The organism is Roseovarius marisflavi (assembly GCF_900142625.1).
Lineage (GTDB): Bacteria > Pseudomonadota > Alphaproteobacteria > Rhodobacterales > Rhodobacteraceae > Roseovarius > Roseovarius marisflavi.
The window spans coordinates 42,585-56,003 of record NZ_FRBN01000017.1; the positions used below are offsets into that span (position 1 = coordinate 42,585).

At 59.4% G+C, this 13,419-nt stretch carries 14 protein-coding genes; 8 read left to right on the top strand and 6 right to left on the bottom strand.

The window, feature by feature from the left end; all coding sequences use genetic code 11:
- The first annotated feature begins 79 nt into the window (after positions 1 to 79).
- From BUB78_RS14155 to uvrA, 4 genes are all read left to right on the top strand, one after another.
- Entirely contained in the window at positions 80 to 658 is a 579-nt protein-coding gene (locus tag BUB78_RS14155) for a DUF924 family protein (RefSeq protein WP_073199042.1), read from the top strand.
- Positions 659 to 795: 137 nt separating this feature from the next.
- On the top strand, positions 796 to 2,190 hold the full coding sequence (lpdA, locus tag BUB78_RS14160) for a dihydrolipoyl dehydrogenase (RefSeq protein ID WP_073199044.1): 1,395 nt from the start codon (positions 796 to 798) through the stop codon (positions 2,188 to 2,190).
- Positions 2,191 to 2,341: 151 nt separating this feature from the next.
- On the top strand, positions 2,342 to 2,899 hold the full coding sequence (locus BUB78_RS14165) for a class I SAM-dependent methyltransferase (protein WP_073199046.1): 558 nt from the start codon (positions 2,342 to 2,344) through the stop codon (positions 2,897 to 2,899).
- A 98-nt stretch (positions 2,900 to 2,997) separates the two neighbouring features.
- On the top strand, positions 2,998 to 5,856 hold the full coding sequence (uvrA, locus tag BUB78_RS14170; RefSeq protein ID WP_073199048.1) for an excinuclease ABC subunit UvrA: 2,859 nt from the start codon (positions 2,998 to 3,000) through the stop codon (positions 5,854 to 5,856).
- A gap of 14 nt (positions 5,857 to 5,870) precedes the next feature.
- On the opposite strand, the gene BUB78_RS14175 is transcribed toward uvrA, so the two are convergent.
- The 5 genes from BUB78_RS14175 to infC form a co-directional block, all read right to left on the bottom strand.
- Complete coding sequence (locus tag BUB78_RS14175; RefSeq protein ID WP_073199050.1) at positions 5,871 to 7,124, bottom strand: sensor domain-containing phosphodiesterase; 1,254 nt, start codon at positions 7,122 to 7,124, stop codon at positions 5,871 to 5,873.
- Positions 7,125 to 7,261: 137 nt separating this feature from the next.
- Positions 7,262 to 7,474, bottom strand: coding sequence for a YgaP family membrane protein (locus BUB78_RS14180; protein WP_073199052.1), 213 nt, complete (start codon positions 7,472 to 7,474; stop codon positions 7,262 to 7,264).
- 111 nt (positions 7,475 to 7,585) lie between these two features.
- Positions 7,586 to 8,209 carry a J domain-containing protein gene (locus tag BUB78_RS14185; RefSeq protein WP_073199054.1) on the bottom strand — a complete coding sequence of 208 codons (624 nt, stop codon included), beginning with the start codon at positions 8,207 to 8,209 and terminating at the stop codon, positions 7,586 to 7,588.
- 167 nt (positions 8,210 to 8,376) lie between these two features.
- Positions 8,377 to 8,739, bottom strand: a complete 363-nt coding sequence (locus BUB78_RS14190; protein WP_073199057.1) for a DUF4177 domain-containing protein — start codon at positions 8,737 to 8,739, stop codon at positions 8,377 to 8,379.
- Between the two features lie 124 nt (positions 8,740 to 8,863).
- A complete protein-coding gene (infC, locus tag BUB78_RS14195; protein ID WP_073199059.1) occupies positions 8,864 to 9,409 on the bottom strand; it encodes a translation initiation factor IF-3 in 546 nt (181 codons plus the stop codon).
- Between the two features lie 211 nt (positions 9,410 to 9,620).
- Between infC and BUB78_RS14200 the strand changes: the two genes are divergently transcribed.
- On the top strand, positions 9,621 to 10,460 hold the full coding sequence (locus tag BUB78_RS14200; protein ID WP_073199061.1) for a translation initiation factor 3: 840 nt from the start codon (positions 9,621 to 9,623) through the stop codon (positions 10,458 to 10,460).
- Between the two features lie 54 nt (positions 10,461 to 10,514).
- Here BUB78_RS14200 and BUB78_RS14205 read toward each other — a convergent pair whose 3' ends face one another.
- Entirely contained in the window at positions 10,515 to 11,087 is a 573-nt protein-coding gene (locus tag BUB78_RS14205) for a TetR/AcrR family transcriptional regulator (protein WP_073199063.1), read from the bottom strand.
- A 220-nt stretch (positions 11,088 to 11,307) separates the two neighbouring features.
- Between BUB78_RS14205 and BUB78_RS14210 the strand changes: the two genes are divergently transcribed.
- Genes BUB78_RS14210 through BUB78_RS14220 form a run of 3 tightly spaced genes read left to right on the top strand, consistent with a single transcriptional unit; the run spans position 11,308 to position 13,417 of the window.
- The gene (locus BUB78_RS14210) at positions 11,308 to 11,772 is read left to right on the top strand and encodes a nuclear transport factor 2 family protein (protein ID WP_073199065.1); all 465 of its coding nucleotides are present in this window, start codon (positions 11,308 to 11,310) and stop codon (positions 11,770 to 11,772) included.
- Positions 11,773 to 11,792: 20 nt separating this feature from the next.
- A complete protein-coding gene (locus tag BUB78_RS14215) occupies positions 11,793 to 12,422 on the top strand; it encodes a pyridoxamine 5'-phosphate oxidase family protein (RefSeq protein WP_073199068.1) in 630 nt (209 codons plus the stop codon).
- Positions 12,423 to 12,448: 26 nt separating this feature from the next.
- Positions 12,449 to 13,417 (top strand): alpha/beta fold hydrolase, encoded by a 969-nt coding sequence (locus BUB78_RS14220; protein ID WP_073199070.1) that lies wholly within the window; start codon positions 12,449 to 12,451, stop codon positions 13,415 to 13,417.
- The last annotated feature ends 2 nt before the right edge of the window (positions 13,418 to 13,419 follow it).

Consider the following 13,419-nt stretch of genomic DNA (forward strand, 5'->3'; position numbering starts at 1 on the left):
AGTAATAAGTTACTGTGACAAATGGCGTTTTTGCCGTTTACTTGAGATGAACATCATAGGAAAATGAGGAGTTCACCCTATGGTTGCGACCGAAGATGTGCTGAGTTTCTGGTTGGATGAGGTTGGGCAGAAGAGGTGGTATGAGGCCTCCGATGCACTGGATCAGATGGTTCGCGATCGCTTTGAGCCCGCATGGCATAAGGCACAAGAGGGGGCCTATGGGCTTTGGCTGACCTATCCCACGGGCACTTTGGCCTATATTATTCTGATGGATCAGCTTCCTCGTAATATGTTTCGCGGCGATGCACGGGCCTTTGGCTCTGATCAACCGGCGCTTGCAGCCGCCAAGGTTGCGATCAAGCGCGGTTGGGATATGAAGGTCGATGAGCCGGCGCGACAGTTCTTTTATTTGCCCTTGATGCATTCCGAAAACCTCTGTGATCAGGAGCGCTGTGTGCGCCTGTTGTGCGAACGGATGCCGGTGCATGGCCCCGAGAACCTGTTGCATGCGCGCGCGCATCGTGAAGTGATCCGCCAGTTTGGTCGCTTTCCCTATCGCAATGCCGCGCTTTCGCGCCCCTCAACGGCTCTGGAGCGTGACTATGTGGCCGAAGGTGGCTATGGCGCCACGCTGCGCCGCTTCAAGGAAGCCGCCTGAGCCACGGGCGGTCGTTTTCCAGGATTTTACGACGACGACATCGTGACCGGGTATTTGCACAGCCCGTGCGCGTTGCTGCGTTGTGGTCCGTCTAAAAATAGTTTAATACCAAACTAAATTTGAAAACGGAGGGCCGCATGGCGTCTAAGGCTTTTGACATGATCGTAATCGGGGCAGGTCCCGGAGGCTATGTTGCTGCGATCCGGGGGGCGCAACTTGGCCTGAACGTGGCCATTGTCGAGCGCGAGCATATGGGCGGTATCTGTCTCAACTGGGGCTGTATCCCCACCAAGGCGATGCTGCGCAGTTCCGAGGTGTTTCACCTGATGCACCGCGCCAAGGAGTTCGGCCTCAAGGCGGAGGGCATCAGCTATGACCTTGATGCGGTCGTCAAACGCTCGCGCGGGGTGGCCAAACAGCTGAATGGCGGGGTTGGGCATCTTCTCAAAAAGCACAAGGTGACCGCGCTGATGGGCGAGGCGACAGTGCCCGCCAAGGGTAAGGTCACGGTCAAGACCGACAAGGGCACCGAGGAGCTGACGGCCAAGCATATCGTGTTGGCCACCGGCGCACGGGCGCGTGAATTGCCGGGGCTTGAGGCGGATGGCGATCTTGTCTGGACCTACAAGCACGCGCTTGTGCCGCCAAGGATGCCGAAAAAGCTATTGGTGATCGGCTCGGGCGCGATTGGCATCGAATTTGCCAGCTTTTACAACACGCTTGGCGCCGATACGACCGTGGTCGAGGTGATGGATCGCGTGCTTCCGGTGGAAGATGCCGAGATTTCCGCCTTTGCCAAGAAGGCCTTTGTCAAACAGGGCATGAAGATCATGGAAAAAGCCATGGTCAAGCAGCTTGATCGCGGCAAGGGCAAGGTCACCGCGCATATCGAAGTGGGCGGCAAGGTTGAGACGCAGGAGTTTGACACGGTGATTTCGGCCGTGGGCATTGTCGGCAATGTCGAGGGTCTTGGGCTTGAGGCGCTTGGCGTCACCGTGGACCGCACCCATGTGGTGACCGACGAATATTGCCGCACCGGTGTCGAGGGGCTTTATGCCATCGGCGATATCGCCGGCGCGCCCTGGCTTGCGCACAAGGCCAGCCATGAAGGTGTGATGGTGGCCGAGCTGATCGCGGGCGGGCATCCGCATCCGGTCAAGCCCGAAAGCATCGCCGGCTGTACCTATTGCCATCCGCAGGTGGCCAGCGTGGGCATGACCGAGGCCAAGGCGAAAGACGCAGGTTACGAGATCAAGGTCGGACGGTTCCCGTTCATTGGCAATGGCAAGGCGATTGCCCTGGGCGAACCCGAGGGCCTTGTGAAAACCATCTTTGATGCCAAGACCGGCGAGCTTTTGGGCGCGCATATGATCGGCGCCGAGGTGACGGAATTGATCCAGGGCTATGTGGTCGGGCGCCAGCTTGAGACCACCGAAGAGGATCTTATGAATACCGTGTTCCCGCATCCGACCCTAAGCGAGATGATGCATGAATCGGTGCTTGAGGCCTATGGCCGCGCGATCCATATCTAGGGGGGAATTGGGGGGCGCTGCCCCCGTCGCGAAAACGCGACTCCCCCGGGATATTTAGAGCAAGAAGAAACATGAGGGCGCGGGCGGGTGACGCTTGCGCCTTTTTTCATGCGCCTGCACTATTGGGTGTGCAGAAATCAGGGGGGGGGCAGTGGCAAGTATCAATCGGATCGTGATGCAGAAATCCTCGCGACGGTGGATGGCAGCGCTTGACCCGTCGACGATGGATGCGGCCGAGGTGTCGGGGAAATACGGGCGGCGGTTCGACTTCAAGAGCTATCAGCGGTTCCGCTATCCGAAGTATGACATCTGCGAGGGGCCCTATCGCGATGCTGAGGGCAACACGCTGAGCTTTGATCTGGTTCTGGCCAATCAGGTCTGGGAGCATCTGGACAGGCCCTATGCGGCAACCCGCCATGTTCTTGAGATGTTGCGCCCTGGCGGATATTTCTGGGTCGCGGTGCCGTTTTTCATTCCCTATCACGGGGATCCGGTCGATTGTTCACGCTGGACGGCGCGGGGGCTGAAGAACCTGTTGATCGAGGCCGGCTTTAACGAAAGCAAGATCAACGCGCGCCAATGGGGCAACCGTCATGCGGCGCGGCGCAATCTTGAGGGCGAATGGCCACCGGTCTATGATCCGGAAACCGATGATCTTACGGATGAGCCGGATTTTCCAATCTGTTCCTGGGCGCTAGCGCATAAATAGGCGCTCGATCACCCATGTTCACGGTACGTTCGCAAATTTGACTTGGAACTATGGCCACTCTCACCTATTTGTAAGCCACGTGAACCCCGGGGGGCAGAATGGCCGATCTCAAGTATATCGAGGTGCGCGGCGCGCGCGAGCATAACCTCAAGAATATCGACGTGGATATTCCGCGCGACCAACTGGTTGTGATCACCGGGCTTTCCGGCTCGGGCAAGTCGAGTCTTGCGTTTGACACGATCTATGCCGAGGGTCAGCGGCGCTATGTCGAATCGCTCTCGGCCTATGCGCGCCAGTTTCTCGAGATGATGGGAAAGCCGGATGTGGATCACATCAGCGGCTTGAGTCCGGCGATTTCGATCGAGCAAAAGACCACCTCGAAGAACCCCCGGTCAACCGTCGGCACGGTGACCGAGATTTACGACTATTTGCGGCTTTTGTTTGCCCGTGTGGGCACGCCCTATTCGCCTGCCACCGGCCTTCCGATCGAGGCGCAGCAAGTGCAGGATATGGTCGACCGCGTGATGGGGATGGAGGAGGGCACGCGCGCCTTTCTTTTGGCACCGATCGTGCGCGACCGCAAAGGCGAATACCGCAAGGAGTTTCTTGAGCTGCGCAAGCAGGGCTTTCAGCGGGTCAAGGTTGATGGCGCGTTTTACGAGCTTGACGAGCCGCCCACGCTTGACAAGAAATTCCGCCATGACATCGACGTTGTGGTCGACCGGCTGGTGATCAAGGAAGGCCTTGAAACCCGCCTTGCCGATAGTTTTCGCACAGCGCTTGATCTTGCCGATGGGATCGCGATCCTTGAAACCGCTCCAAAAGAGGGCGAGCCCGAGCGGGTGACCTTTTCGGAAAAATTCGCCTGTCCGGTCAGCGGCTTTACCATCCCCGAGATCGAGCCGCGGCTGTTTTCGTTCAACGCGCCGTTTGGCGCCTGTCCCGAGTGTGATGGCCTTGGGGCCGAGCGGTTTTTCGACGAGCGCCTTGTGGTGCCCGATGAGGCGCTCAAGGTCAGCGATGGGGCGATTGCGCCCTGGCGTAAGGGTAAATCCCCTTATTTTACCCAGACAATTCAATCCATTGCCAAGCATTACGAGTTTGACAAGAACGCCGCCTGGAGGGACCTTCCGGCACATGTGAAACAGGTATTTTTGCATGGTTCGGGCAAAGAGGAAATTCCGTTTCGCTATGACGAGGGCGGGCGGATTTATCAGGTGAGCCGCGTGTTCGAGGGAGTGATCCCCAATATGGAACGGCGCTATCGCGAGACCGATAGCAACTGGATTCGGGAAGAATTCGAGCGCTATCAGAACAATCGCTCCTGCGGCACCTGCGGTGGGTTTCGTCTGCGGCAAGAGGCATTGGCGGTTCGGATCGCCGATTTGCACGTGGGCCAAGTGGTGCAGATGTCGATCCGCGAGGCCTATGCCTGGTGTGAAACCGTGCCTGAGCACCTTGGCAAACAAAAGAACGAAATTGCCCGCGCGATCCTCAAGGAGATCCGTGAGCGGCTTGGGTTTTTGAACAATGTCGGTCTGGATTACCTGACGCTTAGCCGAAATTCCGGCACGCTGTCGGGCGGCGAAAGCCAGCGGATTCGGTTGGCGAGCCAGATCGGATCGGGCCTTACGGGGGTGCTATACGTTCTGGATGAGCCAAGTATCGGGCTGCATCAGCGCGACAATGGGCGGCTTTTGACCACGCTGCGCAATCTGCGTGATCAGGGCAATACGGTGATCGTGGTCGAGCATGACGAAGAGGCCATTCGCACCGCCGATTATGTGTTCGATATCGGCCCCGGTGCCGGCATTCACGGTGGCCAGGTGGTCAGCCACGGCACGCCGGAAGAGGTGACCGCCGATGCCGGATCAATCACCGGGCAGTACCTGTCGGGTGTGCGCGAAATTCCTGTGTCTGCCAAGCGGCGCAAGGGGAATGGCAAAAAGCTCAAGGTGGTCAAGGCGACGGGCAATAACCTCAAGGAGGTGACGGCCGAGTTTCCGCTTGGCAAGTTCGTCTGTGTGACGGGCGTGTCGGGCGGGGGGAAATCGACCCTGACCATCGAAACCCTGTTCAAAACCGCAAGCATGCGGCTGAACGGGGCGCGCCAGACACCGGCGCCTTGCGAAACCATCAAGGGGCTGGAGCATTTGGACAAGGTGATCGACATTGATCAGCGCCCCATCGGGCGCACGCCGCGATCCAATCCGGCGACCTATACCGGGGCCTTCACGCCGATCCGCGACTGGTTTGCCGGGCTGCCCGAGGCCAAGGCGCGCGGGTACAAGCCGGGACGGTTTTCCTTTAACGTCAAGGGCGGTCGCTGCGAGGCTTGTCAGGGCGACGGGTTGATCAAGATCGAGATGCATTTTCTGCCCGATGTCTATGTCACCTGCGAGACCTGTCAGGGCGCGCGATATAATCGTGAAACCCTCGAAATTCGGTTTAAAGGCAAGAGCATAGCCGACGTTCTTGATATGACGGTTGAAGATGCTCAGAGCTTTTTCAAGGCGGTGCCGGGCATCCGAGACAAGATGGATGCGCTTGCGCGGGTCGGGCTTGGCTATATCAAGGTTGGCCAGCAGGCAACGACCCTGTCGGGCGGCGAGGCGCAGCGCGTGAAGCTCTCAAAAGAGTTGGCCAAGCGGTCGACCGGGCGCACGCTTTATATCCTTGATGAGCCAACGACAGGGCTGCACTTCGATGATGTAAAAAAGCTTCTAGAGGTGCTGCACGAGCTGGTGGACGGTGGCAATACGGTGATCGTGATCGAGCATAACCTCGACGTGATCAAGACCGCCGATCATATCATCGATATCGGCCCCGAAGGCGGCGATGGCGGCGGCGAGGTCGTGGCAGTCGGCACGCCCGAGAAGGTCGCACAAGAACCGCGAAGCCACACCGGGCATTACCTCAAAGAGATGCTGGCGGCGCGCCGGGTGGCCGCGGAATAGGTCATGCGCCCCGCTCAGGCTATCGAGCGGGCATTATCGGTCGTAAACCAGTCCAGGGCCGCGCCCAGATCACCGGGCCTGGCCAAGAGGTATCCTTGTGCCAGTGGCACGCCAAGCTTGGTTAGCGCGGCAAGTTCTTCCTCGGTTTCGATACCTTCGGCGACGATCTGTGCGTCAGTTTCGCTGGAAAACCGCATCAGGGCCGCGGCCAGAGAGCGGCGCACCAGATCCTTGTCGATATCGCGGGTCAGCGACATATCAAGCTTTATCACATCCGGGTGCAGCTTAATGATATGTTGCAGACCGGAATAGCCCGCGCCGGCATCGTCGATCGCCAGGCGCACACCGGAAAACCGCAGATAGGCAAGTTCGCTCAGCAGGGCGTCGTAGTTGTCGACTTTGGAGTGTTCTGTCACCTCAAGCAGGATGCGTTCGCAGGGGTAGGGCGCGAAGACGGTCGGAAGCCGCCCCGAGGCCACGGTGGCGGGCGAGGCGTTCACCGACAGGTAGATATCGGCAGGCAAGACTTTCAGAGCCTTTAGCGCAACCTCGATCACCGCGATTTCAAGGTCGGCCTGCATGCCCACCCTTTCGGCGTCCTCAAACCAGAGGTTTGGCGGGCGGTAGGGATCAGAGCGAAAGCGACAGAGCGCCTCAAACCCCTTGGGACGACGCTCGATGGCGTCCATGATCGGCTGATAGGCGATGTCGAACTTGCCAGCGGTCATGATCTCGGAGAGGTCGGCGCGGATCTGGCTTTGGGTTGTTTCGGCAATGATCCGGTCGTCGATCTGGTCCGAGGACAGCTGTGCAAAGGCGCGCATCACGTTCAGGTCGCGCGGCGTCAGGTCCGAGCGGGGGCTGCGGCTCAGACAGCAGAACATGCCATAAGGCGAGCCGTCGCGCCGCCGGATTGGCACGCTGACGTGTGATTTGATCGGAATCGCGTGGGTCAGCGCCAGCGACTGACAGATTTCTTCGGTGCCGGTGTCGGGGATAAGCTCGGGCAGGCGCCCGGCAAGGATATGGCGGCAATAAACCTGATCCAGCGGGATCGAGCCGCCCACATGGCACATGTCCTCGAATCCCGGCGCACTTACGGCGCGAAAGACAAGGTCATCACCAATGAATTCAGACAGATAGGCCACCTCCATGTTCAGGTGGGTACGCACAAATTCCAGGGCGGTATTGATCATCGCATCGCCGGATTGCCCCGCGATCCCGGTGACCTGAGGGATAAGTTGGGAAATCTGTGGATCGGTTTGCATGGCGGTCCCTTTCGCGTAATGGATACCGCTCAAGGGATAGTGGCAAATACCGGACAAATCCTTGACGGCGGCGCCTGGCGCCACCGCTATTTGTTTAGGGTTTTAGACGTCTTGTCTGAAACCCGCCGGGCACCCGGTCAGGCGTCGGGCTTGTTCATCGGGCAGGTTCGCAATCCGAGGATCGTGTAAAGCGGACAGCTTGACAGCAGGCCAGTTACCAGCGGAATGATCCCGATCAGGTAGAGCCAGCTATAGGCCCCGTCGCGATTGAGGAAAAAGCCCGCCAACAGCGCGAGGCCGACGATGATACGCAGGGCGCGGTCGATTGTTCCGACGTTTTTCTTGAGCATGATAGCACCTTTGACTGAGTGACGTATCGAGTCGAAATGACCCGTTATCTACAGACAAATGATATAACGTCGGTGCGTGGCGGTCGGTGATAAGGTCACAAAGCCCGCAAATTATCTGAAATTGCGGCTGTCCCTGATCTGTTCCCAGGCCCAGACCACCTGTTGAAGCTGTTCTTCCTGGCTACGGTCGCCGCCGTTGATATCGGGATGCAGCACCTTGATCAGCGATTTGTAGGATTTGCGCAGATCGGCCTTGGTCCAGGTGTCCTCGGCCTCGAGAATCTCGACGGCACGGCGCTCGGTGGGGGGCAACTTGCGGCTTCCGCCACGTTTCTTGCCGGGGTTCTGCGTGGCATTGCCGCCCAGAACCTGATGCGGGTCCTCGATGCCAAGCCGCGCCCAGGCCCGCGTTTCAGGGTCGGTAAAGGCGCGGGTTTCACGCTCCCACACCTTGTCCTTCGAGGCCTGCGCGTTGATTTCGGCCTCGGTGGTGCCGTCAAAGAAGTTCCACTTGAGGTTATATTCGCGCACGTGCTGCTGGCAGAACCAGAGATAATCATCAAGCACATCGGGCGCCTTGGGGGCGCGAAATTTGCCGGCCTCGGTGCAGCCTTCATGCTCGCACACCCGCACCGAAGTTTCGGAAGCGCCCGACATACCGCGTCGGCCACGCGGGTTTTTCTTCTTGGCTGAAGAAACGGACATATCGAAACCGAAGGGATCTGACTTGGACATGGGACTTACCTTTTCGAGTCGGAGACGAGAGTGTATGCCAAAACGCGGCAATTTGAAGGGGGCACGGCAAAAAAAATCACCTCACCTTTGCGCGAGGCTGTTGCGCAGACAGGCGAGGGCGATTGCCTAACCCCATGCTATGAAAAGCAGAACGGTCTTAGGGGCGTCTAGGTCTTGTCGGTTTTCGGCGTCTCATCGGCGGGGTCGCACCTCTGGGCGGTCAGAGGGGGCGCAACAGGCGCGGGCGCGGCCTGTGCGGCGTCGGCGCGCAGGCCCTCGACCACCGGTTCCGACGCGGCGATTGCGCGGCGGAACACAAGCACCGAGCGATAGACCGTATGGCTTGACGTAAGCCCCTGACGTTCTTCACTGGGCAGGATATCTGCGCGCAGATACTCCCAGCCGTCGCGACCCATTTCGTTCAGCACCTGTTCAAATCCAAGGGCAAAGCGGGCCTCGGGCGTTTTGACACCGGCAGCCTTGCGGCCACGGGTCGGGGCGGGGACAACCTTGTATTCGTAAACGGTCATGGAACCTTCCGGGTCTTGTAAGAGCGATGCATCCTACGCGACTGGCGGCGCGGCGCAAGGGGGCATGCAAAACCCCCGATCCATGTGGCCGGGGGTCATGAAATTTCCAAGGTGGAGGCTGGCCTTATTTCGGGCCGGGGCCGATGATCATGATCATCTGGCGGCCTTCCATCTTGGGCATGTTTTCAACGCGCCCGATCTCTTTGATGTCCGCCGCGATGCGCTCCAAAAGCTGGCGACCCAAATCCTGGTGAGCCATCTCGCGGCCGCGAAAGCGCAGGGTGATCTTTACCTTGTCGCCGTTGTCCAGAAACTTGACCACGTTGCGCATTTTGACGTCATAATCATGCGTGTCGGTGCCGGGGCGAAACTTGACCTCTTTCACCTCGATGATCTTTTGCTTCTTGCGCGCTTCGGCTTCGCGTTTCTGGGTCTCGTATTTGAACTTGCCGAAATCCATGATCTTACAGACCGGCGGGTTGGCGTTCGGCGAGATTTCAACCAGATCAAGCCCGGCGTCTGCGGCCATTTCCATTGCCCGGTCCGGTGTGACCACGCCTACATTTTCGCCATCGGCGCCAATGAGGCGGATTTCGTCATTGCGGATACGTTCATTGATACGAGGGCCGGTGTCGCGTTGCGGGGGCGCGTTATGAGGTCTGCGGGCTATGGCTTTGTTCCTTCAATCGTTTTGGTTTTGTGGTGAATTCGAGGGTGCAACGTAAACCTGGCCGGGGCAGCTTTCAAGCGCCAAAATAGGCTGATCTGAGCCGATTGAAGGGTTATTCCCCCTTGTACCTTTCCTTTTTGCGCTCCATCTGAGAGCAAGAAGCGAAGGGGTGGCGTGATTTGCCGGACCCGCATGTATGAGGGAGTGGTTTATGAAGAACCTACTATGGATTGTTTTGGCTGCCGTCGTTCTTGGCGGTGGCTATATGCTGTTTACCGGAAAATCGGTGACAGAGGTTGTCGATACGGTAAGCGAAACCGCAAAAGAGGTCGAGGCCCCGGAAGCGCTTGAAAATGCAAGCGAAGCCGTTGGCGAGGCCGCCGAGGCCGCCGCCGATACCGCGACCGAGGCCGCCGATGCGGTGGCTGATACCGCTGCCGAGGCCGTGGATGCCGCAACCGAGACGGCAACCGAAGCTGCCGATGCGGTTGCCGATACGGCGGCTGAAGCTGCTGATGCCGCGTCAGAGGCCGTCGATAGCGCCGTTGAGGCCGCAACCGGCGCCGCAGATAGCGCCGCCGACACGGCTGCCGAGGCTGTAGACGCTTCGGCCGATACGGCAAGCGAGGCGGCTGATGCCGCCGCGGAGACCGCGACCGAGGCGGCTGATACCGCCACAGAGGCTGCGTCTGATGCCGTTGACACCACCACCGAGGCCGTGACCGACACCGCTCAGGATGGGGTTGACGCTGCGCAGGACGCCACCCAAGAGGCCGTCGAGGCCGCCACGGGTGAAAGCGCGGCTGACGTTGCCGTAGAAACCGGCGATGCCGCGCAGGCCGCTGTCGAGGCCGCGACCGGCACAGCCGAAGCGCCCGAAGCCCTGACCATGGACGGTTTCAACATGGAAAGCGCCAAGAGCCTGATCGAAGGCACCGATCTTGGGGCCATGCAGAAGACCCTGCTGCTGCAAACGATCCAAAAGGCGCAGAACAATCCCGAGTTGCTGAAATCAGCGCTTGAGGCCGCCCGCAGCGCGCTTGGCTACTGATCGGCCGACCTAAGACCAAACACCCCGCGCCGGTCCCCTCCGGCGCGGGTTTTTTTATGTCTGGCGACAGGCTGCGGCCTCGATCAACAGCTCTGCGGCGGCTTTGGCGTCGAGCGCCGGGGTGGCATTGCCGAGCATCACAGAGGTCACGATCGCACCCTCCTTGAGCAGCATCAGCTGGCGCGCAAGCGCCGCCGGGTCACGGGCCCCGGCCCGCACGGCGATCTCGTGCACATATTCAAGCAGCATACGCTTATGGGTCGCCGCCTGAATGTGGATCGGATCCTCGGGGTCCTGAAATTCGGCCACCGCCTTGATGAACATGCAGCCCTTGAAACCGGGCGATGCGATCCATTCGTGGAGCACGTCAAAGGCCGCCAGAAGGCGCTCCTTCGGGGTGTCGGCAATCTCTTCCACGCGTCGGCAAAACCAGTTGCGAAACCGCTCGTCGCGCAGCCGGAGCACGGCAAGGATCATCTCTTCCTTGGTGCGGAAATGTTTGTACATCGAGGTTTTCGAGATGCCGGTTTCCGCGACAAGCTTGTCCATCCCGGTGGCGTGAAAGCCGTCGCGATAGAACACCTCAAGCGCGTTTCGCACCAGCTTGTCTCGTTTGTTGGGTCTCATATTTTACCTTTGTATGTACTGAACTGTCCACAATATAGGGTAGGGTAGGTGATTTCTCCAGATAAATAATTCCAAATAAAAGCAACGGTATAATTCGATTGTCGTTGGAATTCTGAGCGTTCAGTAGGAAAAAAGATTTGACAAGGGTTACCGATCTGTACATTTAAGGTTAACAAAGTGTACCGATCAGTAATCAATCCATGCCCCCAAGGAGCCAGACATGAGCCGCCCACCGCTTCCGCCCTTCACCGAAAGTACTGCCATCCAGAAAGTCCGCGCCGCCGAAGACGGCTGGAATGGCCAAAACCCCAAGGCCGTCGCCCAGGCCTATACCGAGGATAGCCAGTGGCGGAACCGGGCCGAGTTTCTGACCGGTCACGCCGAAATCGAGGCCTTCCTCACCCGCAAATGGGCGCGCGAACAGGACTATCGCCTGATCAAGGAGCTGTGGAGCTGGACGACAAACCGGATCGCCGTGCGCTTTGCCTATGAATGGCGCGATGCGGCGGGGCAGTGGTTTCGCTCCTACGGCAACGAGAACTGGGAATTTGCCGAAGACGGCCGCATGCGCCGCCGGATTGCCAGCATCAACGACCTTGCGATCACCCCGCAAGAGCGCCTGTTTCACTGGCCACAGGGGCGCCGTCCCGATGATCACCCCGGCCTGAGCGACCTTGGCCTCTAATCCCCAGAAAGGAGAGTGACATGCCCCGCGCCTTTGCCGAAATCGCCTTTACCCCCAACGTGCGCGCCGCGCAGGCGCGCCACGGGTCTGCGGCGGGTTATGAGAAATTCCTGTCGCCCGATGTGAGTGGCGGCGCGGCGCTTGGCCCCGACGAGGCCGCGTTCATCGAGGCCCGCGACGGGTTTTACCAAGCGAGCGTTTCCGAAACCGGCTGGCCCTATGTTCAGTTTCGCGGCGGCCCCAAGGGATTCTTGCGGGTGCTTGACGCGCGCACCATCGGGTACGCCGATTATCGCGGAAACCGCCAATATGTGAGCCTTGGCAATCTTGCGGGCGATAGCCGTATCGCGTTGATCCTGATGGATTACCCCAACCGCAGACGGATCAAGATCTGGGGCAGGGCGCGGGTTGTCGAAGGCGAAGCCGCCGCCGAGATCCTTCCGGCCCTGCACGATCCCGATTATGTCGGGCGGCCCGAACGCGCGATCCTGATCACGGTCGAGGCGTTTGACTGGAACTGTCCCGCCCATATTCCGCAACGCCTCACCGAGGCCGAGCTTGAACCCTATCTCGCGCAACTGCGCGCGCAAATTTCCGACCTCACCACCGAGAATGCGCGGCTGAGCGATCTGCTTGGCACCGCGTCCTAAGCCCCAAACCCAAAGGAGCCAATCCCATGATCCCCTCTTTCAAACACATGCTACACACCGGTGCGCTCGTCGTGTCGCTTGCCCTTGGCGCGACCCTTCCCATGCAGGCGCAGGCGCTTGAACTCGCCTCGCCCGATCATGTGGCCTTTAAGACCGCCAGCATCGACGGCATCGAAATCGCCTATCGCGAGGCGGGCGATCCGTCGCATCCTACCGTTCTGCTGCTGCACGGGTTTCCGACCTCGTCGCATATGTTCCGCAACCTGATCCCTGAACTGGCGCAGGACTATCACGTGATTGCCCCCGATTATCCTGGCTTTGGTGCCTCTGCGATGCCGCCCGCCACGGAGTTCGAGTATTCCTTTGCCAATATCGCCGGGATGATGACCGCGCTTCTGGATCAAAAGGGCGTTGAGGGCTACGTGGCCTATGTGATGGATTACGGTGCGCCGGTCGGATACCGCATGTTCGCCGATGACCCAGAGCGCGTGGACGGGTTCGTGATCCAGAACGGCAATGCCTATGCCGAGGGCCTGCGCGAGTTCTGGGACCCGATCAAGGCCTATTGGGCGGCGCCAACGACCGAGAACGGCGATGCTCTGCGTGGCTTCTTTGAGCTTGAGGCGACCAAATGGCAGTTCACCGCAGGCGTTCAGAACCCCGAAGCCATCAGCCCCGATAACTATTGGACCGTGCAATACCTTCTGGATCGCCCCGGCAACCAGGAGGTGCAGCTTGAGCTGTTCCTGGATTACGGCACCAATGTCGGCGAATACCCGAAATGGCAGGCGCTGTTTCGCGAGCATCAGCCGCCGGCGCTGTTGATGTGGGGCAAGAACGACCCGATTTTCCCGGAAGAGGGCGCGCATCCCTATAAGGCCGACCTCAATGATCTTGAATTTCATATCCTCGACACCGGCCATTTCGCGCTTGAGGAATTTGGCCCCGAGATGGCGGTCGAGATGCTGGAGTTCCTTGATCGCGTTTACGAGTAGAT

Excerpts from the sequence above, each read along its gene's own strand:
- BUB78_RS14155 (WP_073199042.1), top strand. The coding sequence starts at position 80 with ATGGTTGCGACCGAAGATGTGCTGAGTTTCTGGTTGGATGAGGTTGGG.
- lpdA (WP_073199044.1), top strand. The coding sequence starts at position 796 with ATGGCGTCTAAGGCTTTTGACATGATCGTAATCGGGGCAGGTCCCGGA.
- uvrA (WP_073199048.1), top strand. The coding sequence starts at position 2,998 with ATGGCCGATCTCAAGTATATCGAGGTGCGCGGCGCGCGCGAGCATAAC.
- BUB78_RS14175 (WP_073199050.1), bottom strand. The coding sequence starts at position 7,124 with ATGCAAACCGATCCACAGATTTCCCAACTTATCCCTCAGGTCACCGGG.
- BUB78_RS14180 (WP_073199052.1), bottom strand. The coding sequence starts at position 7,474 with ATGCTCAAGAAAAACGTCGGAACAATCGACCGCGCCCTGCGTATCATC.
- BUB78_RS14185 (WP_073199054.1), bottom strand. The coding sequence starts at position 8,209 with ATGTCCAAGTCAGATCCCTTCGGTTTCGATATGTCCGTTTCTTCAGCC.
- BUB78_RS14190 (WP_073199057.1), bottom strand. The coding sequence starts at position 8,739 with ATGACCGTTTACGAATACAAGGTTGTCCCCGCCCCGACCCGTGGCCGC.
- BUB78_RS14200 (WP_073199061.1), top strand. The coding sequence starts at position 9,621 with ATGAAGAACCTACTATGGATTGTTTTGGCTGCCGTCGTTCTTGGCGGT.
- BUB78_RS14205 (WP_073199063.1), bottom strand. The coding sequence starts at position 11,087 with ATGAGACCCAACAAACGAGACAAGCTGGTGCGAAACGCGCTTGAGGTG.
- BUB78_RS14210 (WP_073199065.1), top strand. The coding sequence starts at position 11,308 with ATGAGCCGCCCACCGCTTCCGCCCTTCACCGAAAGTACTGCCATCCAG.
- BUB78_RS14215 (WP_073199068.1), top strand. The coding sequence starts at position 11,793 with ATGCCCCGCGCCTTTGCCGAAATCGCCTTTACCCCCAACGTGCGCGCC.
- BUB78_RS14220 (WP_073199070.1), top strand. The coding sequence starts at position 12,449 with ATGATCCCCTCTTTCAAACACATGCTACACACCGGTGCGCTCGTCGTG.